Consider the following 10,702-nt stretch of genomic DNA (forward strand, 5'->3'; position numbering starts at 1 on the left):
ACTCCATGGCCCTGATGATCACCGACGAGTGCATCAACTGCGACGTCTGCGAACCCGAATGCCCCAACGGCGCCATCTCGCCGGGGGAAGAGATCTACGTCATCGACCCCGGCCTGTGCACCGAGTGCGTCGGCCACTATGACGAGCCCCAGTGCCAGCAGGTCTGCCCGGTGGACTGCATCCCGCTCGACCCCGAGCGCAAGGAGAGCCAGGACCAGCTGATGGCGAAGTACGAGCGCATCACCGCCGCCTGAGCGGCCACCGCCGCAGGCGCCGCGACGACAGCCCCCACGACGCCCCGCCTCGCGCGGGGCGTCGTGCTTTCAGGTCGCGTAGACGGGCCCTCGACGCCGGGCCGCTTGCACCGCCCGATGCCAGCGGCCATGCTCCCCGCCTCCAGCCACCGACCGGAGCCACCGTGACCGCGACCGCCCCCGCCTCGTCTGCCCGATCCTCCCAGCGCATCTGGGCCCTGGCCTGGCCGATCATCCTCTCCAACATCACCGTTCCGCTGCTGGGCCTGGTCGACACCGCCGTGGTCGGCCATCTGCCGGACTCCCGCTACCTGGCCGCGGTGACGCTCGGCGCCACCCTGTTCGGCTTCCTCTACTGGGGCTTCGGCTTTTTGCGCATGGGCACCACCGGGCTGACCTCCCAGGCGGCGGGGCGGGAGGACGACGAGTCGGTGAAGACCCTGCTGGGCCAGTCGCTGCTGCTGGCGGCGCTGATCGGCGGCGTGCTGATCCTGGCCGGCGACCCGCTGATCGCGCTCGGCCTCGGGCTGCTCGACGGCAGCCCCGAGGCCACCCGGCTCGCCGCGGAATACGCCGGCATCCGGCTGCTCTCGGCGCCGGCGGTGCTGGCCAACTACGCCATCCTCGGCTGGTTCCTGGGCCAGCAGAACTCGCGGGTGACCCTGGCGCTGCTGGTGCTGACCAACGGCGTCAACATCGTCCTCGACCTGGTGTTCGTGGTCGGCCTGGGCATGACCAGCGACGGCGTGGCCTGGGCCACGGTGATCGCCGACTACACGGCGCTGGCCTTCGGCCTGTGGCGGGTGTGGCACCAGCTCGAGGGCCTCGGCGGACGCTTTCGCCGCGCGCGGCTGCTGCGACGCTCGGCCTACCGTGAGCTGTTCGCGGTCAACGCCCAGCTGTTCGTGCGCACCCTGGGGCTGCTGTTCGCCATGGCCTTCTTCACCTCCCGCGGCGCCGCCCAGGGCGACACCGTGCTGGCGGCCAACGCCGTGCTGCTGCAGTTCATCATGCTGACCTCCTACGGGCTGGACGGCTTCGCCCACGCCGCCGAGGCGCTGACCGGCCGCGCGGTGGGCCGTTCCCGCTGGGACGAGTTCGGCGACTCGGTGCGCGCCGCGGCGCGCTTCTCGCTGCTTACTGCCGGGCTAGCGGCCCTGGCCTTCGCCCTCGGCGGGCCCTGGCTGATCGCCCTGCTCACCGGGCTGCCGGAGGTGCGCGACACCGCCGGCGAGTACCTGCCGTGGATGGTCGCCATGCCGCTGATCGCGGTGTGGAGCTACCTGCTGGACGGCGTCTTCATCGGCACCACCTCCACCCGCGAGATGCGCAACAGCATCTTCATCGCCCTGGCGGTCTATCTGCCAGTCTGGTGGCTCACCCGCGGCCTCGGCAATCACGGCCTGTGGCTGGCCTTCAGCCTGTTCACCGCGGTGCGCTCGGGGGTGCTGATCGCCTATTACCTTCACTACCGCCGCACGCGCTGGTCGGGCTCCGACGCTTGACCCTTTCCCGGTTCGGCGCGGTGCGCTCGGGGGACGATTGCCGCCTTCCACCTCGAGCGCCACTACCGCCACATGCGCCGGTCGGGCGATAACCTGTCGCGTTCGTCGGGCGGAAAAACTTAGACATTCGTCGGCTTTGGCTACATTTCACCTTTACGCTGGCATCAATTGGCCCGAGGCTTGCCGTCACTGCCGCTATCCGGCTTTTCATCCGCGAACAAGGTAATGTCATCATGCTGAAGGTAATCTCGCGTCCGGCCGTGAAGCTGGTCGAACGCTACCTGCCCGACCCCTACATCTTCGTGCTGCTGCTGACCGTGATCGCCGCGGCGGCGGCGATCGCCGTGGAACGCCAGACGCCGCTGGCGGTGCTGCGCTTCTGGGGCGACGGCTTCTGGAACCTGCTGACCTTCTCCATGCAGATGCTGCTGGTGCTGGTCACCGGCTTCATGCTGGCCAGCTCGCCGCCCGTGAAGCGGCTGCTGCGGCGCCTGGCCGGCCTGGCCAGGAACGCCGGCGCGGCCATCGTGCTGGTCACCCTGGTGTCGCTGGCGGCCAGCTGGATCAACTGGGGCTTCGGCCTGGTGGTCGGCGCGCTGTTCGCCAAGGAGCTCGCCAAGCAGATCCGCGTCGACTATCGGCTGCTGGTGGCCAGCGCCTACTCGGGCTTCGTCGTCTGGCACGGCGGCCTGGCCGGCTCGGTGCCGCTGACCATCGCCACCGAGGGCCACTTCAGCGTCGAGCAGATCGGCGTGATCGGCACCTCCGAGACCATCTTCTCGCTGTTCAACCTGGCGATCGTGCTGGCGCTGTTCGTCGCCGTGCCGCTGTTCAACCGCATGATGCTGCCCGACGAGAAGGACAGCGTGTTCATCGACCCGAGCCTGCTCGAGGACGACGACGACCAGCGCGTGCGCATCAGCCGCCCGGCGGAGCGCCTCGAGAACAGCATGACCCTGGCCTGGCTGGTCGGCATTCCCGGGCTCCTGTTCCTGGTCGACCACTTCGTGCTGCAGGGCGGCGGGCTCAACCTGAACGTGGTCAACTTCCTGTTCCTGTTCCTGGCCATCGTGCTGCATCGCACCCCGCGCAGCCTGCTCGAGAGCCTGCAGGAGGCGATCAAGGGCGGCGCCGGCATCGTCATCCAGTTCCCCTTCTACGCCGGCATCATGGCGATCATGGTGCAGTCGGGGCTGGCCGAGACGCTGTCCCAGGCGCTGGTCTCGCTGGCCACCGAGACCACGTTGCCGTTCTGGACCTTCATCAGCGCCGGCATCGTCAACATCTTCGTGCCCTCCGGCGGCGGCCAGTGGGCGGTGCAGGCGCCGGTGATGCTGCCGGCCGCCGAGGCGCTGGGCGTCGACGTGCCGCGGGTCGCCATGGCCGTGGCCTGGGGCGACGCCTGGACCAACCTGCTGCAGCCGTTCTGGGCCCTGCCGGTGCTCGGCATCGCCGGCCTCAAGGCCAAGGACATCATGGGCTTCTGCCTGGTCCAGCTGCTGCTGACCGGCATCATCATCGCCCTCGGACTGACCTTCCTCTAGACCTGGCAGGGAGAAGGGCGCTGGGGACAGCTCGAAGAGGGGGTTTTTGCCAAGGATGGCAAAAGTTAGCGCCCAGGGATGGGTTTACAGCGCCCCTCGTAGACCTGTCGCCGGATAAGCCCGACCCATAGCGCTATCGACGCCTTGTCCCCATCGCGGGGGCAAGGCGTTATGCTATGGGGACAATCGCCTCAAGGATCCCCTCTCGATGGACGAACACGCCCTTTCCGGCCAGCACGAGCTGACCATGACCGTGCTGATGACCCCCGACATGGCCAACTTCAGCGGCAAGGTCCACGGCGGCGCCATCCTCAAGAAGCTCGACGAGGTGGCCTACGCCTGCGCCAGCCGCTTCTCCGGCCACTACGTGGTGACCCTGTCGGTGGACCAGGTGCTGTTCAAGCAGCCGATCCACGTCGGCGAGCTGGTGACCTTCCTGGCCAGCGTCAATCACGTGGGGCGCTCCTCCATGGAGATCGGCATCAAGGTGGTCGCCGAGGACATCCAGAACAAGCTGATCCGCCACACCAACAGCTGCTACCTGACCATGGTGGCGGTGAACGAGCACGGCAAGCCGGCCCGAGTGCCGGAACTGGCACTCGAGACCGATATCCAGAGGCTGCGCTTCGAGAAGGCCGAGATGCGCAAGAAGCGGCGCAAGCAGGCCGAGGAGGAGGAGCGCCGTGCCCAGGTCGAGCACGGCGCCGGCTGATGCCTGGAGGGCTTACTCAGAGGATTGCTGAATGGCCTCGCCGCCCTGCTCGATGTCCTGGCCCACGCCGCGCACGGTGTTGCAGCCGGCGAGCAGGGACAGGGTGAAGAGCGCGGCGATCGACAGCAGAAGGGTCCGTTTCATGTGAGCTCCTTGGGAGTGAGTCGTGAAAACCGTCTGTGCCGATTCAATCTAGCAAACTCGATGCGTTGAGCCACCCCCCGTCAGGTCAACAGCAGCCGCAGCATGATCGCCACGATCACCGCCACAGTCAGCCACTTCACCCACAGCGCTCCTCTGGGGCTCATGTTGACCTTCACCGCCAGCCAGGCGCCGGTCATGCTGCCGGCGGCCAGCGCCAGGCCGTAGCCCCAGCGCACCTGCCCCTCGAACACGAACACGGCCAGCGCCGGCAGGGTGTAGACCAGCACGATCAGCACCTTGAAGACGTTCACCTGGGCCAGGTCGATCTTCAGCAGGCGGTAGAGCACCACGATGAACAGGATGCCGACCCCGACCTGGATGAAGCCGCCGTAGACGCCGATGGCGAACATCGCCAGATAGATCGCCGGCGTGAGCCGCTCCGGCGTCAGCGGCCGGGTCTCGAGCGTCGGCTGCGGCAGCAGCATCAGCAGCGCCGACAGCGCCATGACCACCACCAGCACGGTCTCGAACAGGGCGTCGCTCACGTCCAGCGCCAGGCGCGCCCCGAGCAGGGCGCCCAGCATCGCCGGCACCGCCAGGCGCAGGCTCAGGCCCAGGTGATGGGCGCCGGCGCGGAAGAAGTTGGCCACCGCCGACACGCTCTGCAGGGCGACCGACACCCGGTTGGTGCCGTTGGCGGCCTGGGGCGGCAGCCCCAGGAAGATCAGCAGCGGCAGGGTGAGCATCGAGCCCCCCGCCGACAGCACGTTGATGAAGCCGGCCAGCCCGCCGATGGCGAACAGGGCCAGGAGCTCGAGTGGCGTCATGATGGCATCCCTTCCGGTCGGTGACGCGCCCGGGGCATCGCCGGGCGCCGCGCTGTGCCATCATAGCGCCTTCACGCCCCCGAACGCCCCCAGGAGCCCCCATGACGGACGTCACGCTGGATCCCCGCCTGATCGAGGACACCCACCCGGTCACCGAGCTGCCGCTGTGCCAGCTGCGGCTGATGGACGATACCCGCTACCCCTGGCTGGTGCTGATCCCGCGCCGGACCGGCGCGGTCGAGGTGTTCGACATGAGCGAGGACGACCAGCAGCAGCTGTGGCGCGAGGCCGGCCTGCTCGGTCGCGCCCTCAAGGAGACCCTCGGCGGCGACAAGCTCAACATCGCCACCCTCGGCAACATGGTGCCGCAGCTGCATCTGCACCTGGTGCTGCGCCGCGAGGGCGACGACGCCTGGCCGGGGCCGGTCTGGGGGCAGGGCCAGGCCGAGCCCTACGATCTCGACGGCCTGGCGGCGATGCGCGACCGCCTGCTGGCGATCGTCGACGGCCTCGACGAGCTGCGCGGCGCGTAAGGCCGGGCCCCTGACGATCGAGGTGCTAGCGCTCGAGGCGAGCGTTCAGATCGGTCAGCAGCGGCTCGACCAGTGACGGCGGCAGCGGCCGGCCGCCGCGCCAGGCGGTCATCGCCAGCCGGCTGCGGCCGACGCTCGCCTCGCCGTTCACGCCGCCGGCCGCCTCGATCTCCAGCCGCACGCGATAGCCGGGCCAGCGGGCGATCACCGCCTCCAGGCGCCCCAGCTCGGCGTCGGCGTGGCGAATCACGTAGCCGCGCTCCATCAGCATCGAAATCGAGGCCGCAAGCGCCGAGGCCGGCGCCACCGCGAGCGTGCGGGTGGCGGGCACGGCCGGCGACGGCGTCGCCGCGCATCCGCTCAGCCCCGGTCCTGCCCCGAGTATCAGCCCCAGCGCCAGCAGCGCCGCCCGCATCACGCCCGAACGTCTCATGAGGCCTCTCCCGACTGACGGCGCATCGCCTCGCGCAGCCCGCGGCAGAAGGCGTCGTCGCTGGCGGTGCGCGAACGGCGTGGCTCGCCCCGCCAGTCGAACAGGCGGATGTCCCGGGTCACCCGCACCGTCGTCTCGCCGATGACCACCGAGACCCGCTCGATCTCGGTGGCCTCGTCGTCGAGCAGGCCGAAGCCCACGCCGCCGCCGATCAGCACCCCGTGGCCGCCGCCACCGCGGGACGCGCCCAGCAGGAAGATGTCCGGCTCGGGGACGCCGTGGAACAAGGTGCGCCGGGAGCGCTCGGCGCTGACCAGCCCCAGCGTGGTCTCGGTGTGGCGGATCAGGAAGTCGTCGTCCTCCAGCGCCGCCACCGCGCCGGCCAGGGTGATCGGCGGCACGTCGTCGCCGCGCGGCCAGTGGCACGCCTCGGCGGGCGGCGGCTCGGCCACCGGCAGCTGCGACGGCAGCGCCTGACAGCCGGCCAGCCCCGCGAGCAGGATGATTCCCCATGGACGCCACATGCGCGATTTCTCCTCGATCTGCCTGGAGTCTAGCAGCGCGCCCCTTGAAAGACGGCGACGACGCCTCGATATGATGGAGCAGGGCTATGATGGTGATGCAGTCAATTAGCTTATCCCCCATGCTCTGCTCACATACACTGCCGGCATACACCGGCAGTCCAGAGATCAAGGAGGCATCTACATGAGCGACACCAACAGCATCGGCCTGCACGAAGGCAGCGCCAGCCAGCTCGCCGAGCGACTCAACGTCCTGCTGGCCAACTATCAGATCTTCTACATGAACGTGCGCGGCTACCACTGGAACGTGAAGGGCCAGCAGTTCTTCCAGCTGCACGAAAAGTTCGAGGAGCTCTACACCGACCTGCTGACCAAGGTCGACGAGGTCGCCGAGCGCATCCTGACCCTGGGCCACACCCCGGTGCACGCCTACAGCGACTACTTCAAGATCGCCAGCATCGAGGAAGACAAGGACATTCACGACGGCCAGTCCTGCGTGCGTGGCGTGCTTCAGGGCTACCAGCAGATGCTCGAGCTGCAGCGCGAGATCCTCTCCCTGGCCTCCGACGCCGACGACGAGGGCACCGCCGCCCAGGTCGGCGACTACATCCGCGAACAGGAAAAGACCGTCTGGATGCTCAACGCCTATCTAGGCTAAAACCTATCTGGGTTGATCCCGCAGACGCGCCCTCGCCACGAGACGCCGCCCCACGGGGCGGCGTCTCGCGTTGGGCAGGCAGGCATCAGGAAGGCTCGTCGTCCTGTACATCACCCTCGGCGGCGCGCACCAGCTCGTCGGGCAGCGGCTTCTTCATGCGCACGCCCAGCCGCTCCAGCTCGCGAGCCTGAGCCACCAGGCTGCCCTGGCCCTCGGAGAGCCGGTTGACCGCGCGGCGATGGCTGTCGCCGGCGCGTTCCAGGTGGCGCCCCACCTCCTGCAGGCTCTCCACCAGGCCTGAGAACTTGGTCAGCAGCCGCTCGGCGCGCTCGCCGATCAGCCGCGCGTTCTCGTTCTGGCGCTCCAGGCTCCACAGCCCGGCCACGGTGCGCAGGCTGGCCAGCAGCGTGGTCGGCGTGACCATCACCACCTGGCGGTCGAAGGCCTCCTGGAACAGCGTCGGATCGCGCTCGAAGGCGGCCGCGAAGGCCGGCTCCACCGCCACGAACAGGAACACGAAGTCCGGCGAGTGCAGCCCCGGCAGGGCCGGATAGTCCTTGGCCGCGAGCCCGCGCACGTGGGCGCGCAGCGAGCGCAGGTGATCGCCCATGGCCGCCTCGCGCTCGGCCTCGTGCTCGGCGTTGACCACCCGGTTCCAGGCCACCAGCGAGACCTTGGCATCGACGATCAGGTGGCGCGACTCGGGCAGGTAGATGATGGCATCGGGGCGCTGCCGGCCGTCCTCGCCGTCGATCGACACCTCGCGGCGGTATTCGACGTCGCGGCGCAGGCCGCTGCGCTCCAGCACCGTCTCGAGGATCAGCTCGCCCCAGTTGCCCTGGGCCTTCTGATCGCCCTTGAGCGCCCGGGCAAGCGTGGCCGCCTCGTCGCCGAGCCGCGCATTGAGCCCGGCCAGCTGGTCGAGCTGGGCCTTGAGCGAGCCGCGCTCGCGCTGCTCCTGGCCGTGCAGCGTCTCGACCCGCTGGCGGAACTGCTCGACCTGCTCGCGGAACGGCTGGAGCAAGGCCTCCAGGCTCTCGCGGCTCTGGGCGCTGTAGGCCTGCTGACGCTCCTCGAAGACCCTGCCGGCGAGCTGGTGGAACTCGTCCTTGAGCCGCTCGCGCGCCTCCTCCAGCAGCGCCAGCTGCTCGCGGTGGCGCAGCGTCGTCTGCTCGCGCTCCGCCTCCAGCCGGGCCGAACGCTCGCGCTGCTCGGCCAGCCGGTCGCGGGCATCGGCGAGCGCCGCCTCGAGGCCGTCGAGGCGCTCGCGGCAGCCGTCGAGCTGGGCGTCGCTCTGAGTGAGCTCCTGCTCCAGCCGCGCGGCGGCGTCCCGGCGCTCGGCCAGTTCGTCACGCGTCTCGGACAGTCCACGGTAGGCGTCGGCCAGCCGGCGCCGCTGGGCGAGCCCCCAGCCCACGGCCAGCAGCGCCAGCGCGCCGAGGGCGATCATCGCGCCGCCGGTTCCCGCCATCTCATCGAGCATGCTGCCCTCCCTGATCACGCCCGTCGCGAGCGCCGCACGCTCCCGCGCGGCGATATCGCCGTCACTATACTGGGAACACCGCTCACCCGACGAGGAGGCTTCGATGCGCCGCCCGACGACCGCCCTGATCGCCTCGCTACTGCCGCCGCTCCTGCTGCCGCTCGCGCTGCCGACGCCGGCCATGGCGGACGACCTCCGCCACGGGCCCGTGGCCTACGGCACCGGCGGGACGCATCAGCACGGCCCCGCCGTCTACGGCAACGGCCCGGACGACCGGGAAGTGCCGGGCCGCTATCGCACCCATCCGCGAGAGGCCGAGCCTCGGCGGCATGGTCGCGCGACGCAGTGGATCATCGTCGCGCCGCGCATCGAGCTGGAGCGCCATCGACGCCGGTCCCGTGCGCCTCTCAGGCGGTCTCCGCCGCCAGATCCTCGATCAGGGACCTGAGCAGCCCCCAGAACTCCTCCACCGAGGCCAGCTCGACCCGCTCGTCCGGCGAGTGGGCGCCGCGGATCAGCGGGCCGAAGGAGATCATCGCCATGTCCGGGTACTTGGCGCCGAGGATGCCGCACTCCAGGCCGGCATGGATCACCTTGGCCTCGGGGTCGACGCCCAGCCGCGCGGCGTGCAGCGCGCGGAAGCGGGCCAGCAGCGGGCTCTCGGGGTCCGGCGTCCAGCCGGGATAGGCGTTCTCGACCCGGGTGCGGGCGCCGATCAGGTCGAACAGCGCGCGGAAACGGTCGGCCAGATCCAGGACCGCGCTGTCGCGCAGCGAGCGCACCAGGGCGCAGAGATGGAAGCGACCCGCCTCCAGCGACACCACGCCCAGGTTGTTGGAGGTCTCCACCACCCCGGGCACGGCCACGCTCATGCGCTCGACGCCGCAGGGCGCGGCGTGCAGCGCGGCCACCAGCAGCCGGCTGGCGTCGCGGGTGAGCGCCTCGCCCTCGGGGGCCGACACGCGCTCGAGCGAGAGCGCCAGGCCATCGTCGGCCCCGGCCAGCTCGTCGCGCAGGCGGGCCTCCAGGGTCGGCAGCCGCTCGCGGGCGGCCTCGGCGGCGTCGGCGGGCAGCGCCAGGGTGGCGAAGGCCTCCCGCGGCAGGGCGTTGCGCAGGGTGCCGCCGCGATAGTCGACCAGCCGCGCGTCGAGCGATTCCAGCTCGCGCAGCACCCGCATCAGCAGGCGGTTGGCGTTGCCGCGGCCCTTGTCGATATCGATCCCGGAGTGGCCGCCGCGCAGGCCGGTCAGCGACAGCCGCAGCGCGACCTCCTCGTCGCGCAGCGCCGAGGTCGGCAGCTGGGCATCGACCATCACGTCGGCCCCGCCGGCGCAGCCGATGTAGACCTGGCCGCGGTCCTCGGAGTCCAGGTTGAGCAGCAGCCGGCCGTCCAGCCAGCCCTCGGCCAGGTTCAGCGCGCCGCCCATGGAGGATTCCTCCTCGAGGGTGAACAGCGCCTCCAGCGGGCCGTGGGTCAGGGTGTCGTCCTCGAGCACCGCCAGCGCCGCCGCCACCCCGAGGCCGTTGTCGGCGCCCAGGGTGGTGTGACGGGCGTGCAGCCAGCCGTCCTCCACAAGGGTGTCGATGGGGTCGCGGGTGAAGTCGTGGGGATGATCGGCGTTGGCCTGGGCGACCATGTCCAGGTGCCCCTGCAGCACGATGCCCGGCGCGCCTTCATGGCCGGGGCTGGCCGGCTTGCGCAGGCGCAGGTTGCCGTAGGCGTCGCGGTCGTGGGCCAGGCCGCGCTGGTCGGCCCAGGCCTCGAGGAGGGCCACCAGCGCGGCCTCGTGGCCGGAGGGGCGCGGCGTGTTGCACAGGGTGCGGAAGTGGCGCCACAGGGGCTGCGGCGAGAGCTGCTCGAGATGTGCGTTCATGGTGCTTCTGTATCGACGTTGACCCGGGCACTCTACCCCTCGCCCCGGCCCGAGGAAAGCGTCGGCCCGGCCAGCCGGCGCGCCACCTGCTCGCGGCGCCAGGCGTCCACCGCCTTGCCGCCGGCGAGCCCCAGCCGCGTGGCCAGCCAGGCCGTGTCGCGGCCCTGGAAGGCCCAGGCGGCGAGCGCCGCCAGGTCGTCGTCCGCTCCCCCCG

At 70.4% G+C, this 10,702-nt stretch carries 14 protein-coding genes; 7 read left to right on the plus strand and 7 right to left on the minus strand.

The window, feature by feature from the left end; translation table 11 throughout:
• Window positions 1-5 precede the first annotated feature (5 nt).
• The 4 genes from UYS_RS0209420 to UYS_RS0209435 all read left to right on the plus strand — a co-directional run bounded on the left by UYS_RS0209420 (window position 6) and on the right by UYS_RS0209435 (window position 4,015).
• Complete coding sequence (locus UYS_RS0209420) at window positions 6-254, plus strand: YfhL family 4Fe-4S dicluster ferredoxin (RefSeq protein WP_016855261.1); 249 nt, start codon at window positions 6-8, stop codon at window positions 252-254.
• Between the two features lie 164 nt (window positions 255-418).
• Window positions 419-1,759, plus strand: coding sequence for an MATE family efflux transporter (locus tag UYS_RS0209425; protein WP_016855262.1), 1,341 nt, complete (start codon window positions 419-421; stop codon window positions 1,757-1,759).
• Window positions 1,760-1,992: 233 nt separating this feature from the next.
• Window positions 1,993-3,303, plus strand: coding sequence for a short-chain fatty acid transporter (locus UYS_RS0209430; RefSeq protein WP_016855263.1), 1,311 nt, complete (start codon window positions 1,993-1,995; stop codon window positions 3,301-3,303).
• 208 nt (window positions 3,304-3,511) lie between these two features.
• Window positions 3,512-4,015: an acyl-CoA thioesterase gene (locus UYS_RS0209435; RefSeq protein ID WP_016855264.1), complete on the plus strand. Its 504-nt coding sequence runs from the start codon at window positions 3,512-3,514 to the stop codon at window positions 4,013-4,015.
• A gap of 12 nt (window positions 4,016-4,027) precedes the next feature.
• On the opposite strand, the gene UYS_RS0209440 is transcribed toward UYS_RS0209435, so the two are convergent.
• Both UYS_RS0209440 and UYS_RS0209445 read right to left on the minus strand, forming a co-directional pair.
• Window positions 4,028-4,159: an entericidin A/B family lipoprotein gene (locus UYS_RS0209440; RefSeq protein WP_016855265.1), complete on the minus strand. Its 132-nt coding sequence runs from the start codon at window positions 4,157-4,159 to the stop codon at window positions 4,028-4,030.
• Between the two features lie 80 nt (window positions 4,160-4,239).
• Window positions 4,240-4,986, minus strand: a complete 747-nt coding sequence (locus tag UYS_RS0209445; protein ID WP_016855266.1) for a sulfite exporter TauE/SafE family protein — start codon at window positions 4,984-4,986, stop codon at window positions 4,240-4,242.
• A gap of 101 nt (window positions 4,987-5,087) precedes the next feature.
• On the opposite strand from UYS_RS0209445, the gene UYS_RS0209450 reads away from it, so the two are divergent.
• The gene (locus UYS_RS0209450; protein ID WP_016855267.1) at window positions 5,088-5,519 is read left to right on the plus strand and encodes an HIT domain-containing protein; all 432 of its coding nucleotides are present in this window, start codon (window positions 5,088-5,090) and stop codon (window positions 5,517-5,519) included.
• A gap of 25 nt (window positions 5,520-5,544) precedes the next feature.
• Here the strand turns inward: UYS_RS0209450 and UYS_RS0209455 are convergent, their stop codons facing one another.
• Window positions 5,545-5,952, minus strand: coding sequence for a hypothetical protein (locus UYS_RS0209455; RefSeq protein ID WP_156821586.1), 408 nt, complete (start codon window positions 5,950-5,952; stop codon window positions 5,545-5,547).
• The gene (locus UYS_RS0209460; RefSeq protein WP_016855269.1) at window positions 5,949-6,476 is read right to left on the minus strand and encodes a hypothetical protein; all 528 of its coding nucleotides are present in this window, start codon (window positions 6,474-6,476) and stop codon (window positions 5,949-5,951) included. Before UYS_RS0209460 ends, UYS_RS0209455 begins: the two co-directional genes overlap by 4 nt.
• Window positions 6,477-6,657: 181 nt before the next feature.
• Between UYS_RS0209460 and UYS_RS0209465 the strand changes: the two genes are divergently transcribed.
• Window positions 6,658-7,131: a Dps family protein gene (locus UYS_RS0209465; protein WP_016855270.1), complete on the plus strand. Its 474-nt coding sequence runs from the start codon at window positions 6,658-6,660 to the stop codon at window positions 7,129-7,131.
• 85 nt (window positions 7,132-7,216) lie between these two features.
• Here UYS_RS0209465 and UYS_RS0209470 read toward each other — a convergent pair whose 3' ends face one another.
• Window positions 7,217-8,614, minus strand: a complete 1,398-nt coding sequence (locus UYS_RS0209470) for a DNA recombination protein RmuC (RefSeq protein ID WP_016855271.1) — start codon at window positions 8,612-8,614, stop codon at window positions 7,217-7,219.
• 103 nt (window positions 8,615-8,717) lie between these two features.
• On the opposite strand from UYS_RS0209470, the gene UYS_RS0209475 reads away from it, so the two are divergent.
• Window positions 8,718-9,062, plus strand: coding sequence for a hypothetical protein (locus UYS_RS0209475; RefSeq protein ID WP_026068453.1), 345 nt, complete (start codon window positions 8,718-8,720; stop codon window positions 9,060-9,062).
• On the opposite strand, the gene UYS_RS0209480 is transcribed toward UYS_RS0209475, so the two are convergent.
• The gene (locus UYS_RS0209480) at window positions 9,022-10,488 is read right to left on the minus strand and encodes an aminoacyl-histidine dipeptidase (RefSeq protein WP_016855273.1); all 1,467 of its coding nucleotides are present in this window, start codon (window positions 10,486-10,488) and stop codon (window positions 9,022-9,024) included. The genes UYS_RS0209475 and UYS_RS0209480 overlap by 41 nt on opposite strands.
• A gap of 32 nt (window positions 10,489-10,520) precedes the next feature.
• Window positions 10,521-10,702 (minus strand): hypothetical protein (locus tag UYS_RS18685; RefSeq protein ID WP_026068454.1); only part of this gene is annotated, 182 nt, incomplete at its 5' end.

Source organism: Halomonas smyrnensis AAD6, assembly GCF_000265245.1.
In the GTDB taxonomy this organism is placed as follows: domain Bacteria; phylum Pseudomonadota; class Gammaproteobacteria; order Pseudomonadales; family Halomonadaceae; genus Halomonas; species Halomonas smyrnensis.

Bases quoted from the DNA above. Each gene is read 5' to 3' on its own strand.
- UYS_RS0209480 (WP_016855273.1), bottom strand. From the start codon at position 10,488: ATGAACGCACATCTCGAGCAGCTCTCGCCGCAGCCCCTGTGGCGCCAC.
- UYS_RS0209435 (WP_016855264.1), top strand. From the start codon at position 3,512: ATGGACGAACACGCCCTTTCCGGCCAGCACGAGCTGACCATGACCGTG.
- UYS_RS0209445 (WP_016855266.1), bottom strand. From the start codon at position 4,986: ATGACGCCACTCGAGCTCCTGGCCCTGTTCGCCATCGGCGGGCTGGCC.
- UYS_RS0209440 (WP_016855265.1), bottom strand. From the start codon at position 4,159: ATGAAACGGACCCTTCTGCTGTCGATCGCCGCGCTCTTCACCCTGTCC.
- UYS_RS0209430 (WP_016855263.1), top strand. From the start codon at position 1,993: ATGCTGAAGGTAATCTCGCGTCCGGCCGTGAAGCTGGTCGAACGCTAC.
- UYS_RS0209470 (WP_016855271.1), bottom strand. From the start codon at position 8,614: ATGCTCGATGAGATGGCGGGAACCGGCGGCGCGATGATCGCCCTCGGC.
- UYS_RS0209420 (WP_016855261.1), top strand. From the start codon at position 6: ATGGCCCTGATGATCACCGACGAGTGCATCAACTGCGACGTCTGCGAA.
- UYS_RS0209450 (WP_016855267.1), top strand. From the start codon at position 5,088: ATGACGGACGTCACGCTGGATCCCCGCCTGATCGAGGACACCCACCCG.
- UYS_RS0209465 (WP_016855270.1), top strand. From the start codon at position 6,658: ATGAGCGACACCAACAGCATCGGCCTGCACGAAGGCAGCGCCAGCCAG.
- UYS_RS0209460 (WP_016855269.1), bottom strand. From the start codon at position 6,476: ATGTGGCGTCCATGGGGAATCATCCTGCTCGCGGGGCTGGCCGGCTGT.
- UYS_RS0209475 (WP_026068453.1), top strand. From the start codon at position 8,718: ATGCGCCGCCCGACGACCGCCCTGATCGCCTCGCTACTGCCGCCGCTC.
- UYS_RS0209455 (WP_156821586.1), bottom strand. From the start codon at position 5,952: ATGAGACGTTCGGGCGTGATGCGGGCGGCGCTGCTGGCGCTGGGGCTG.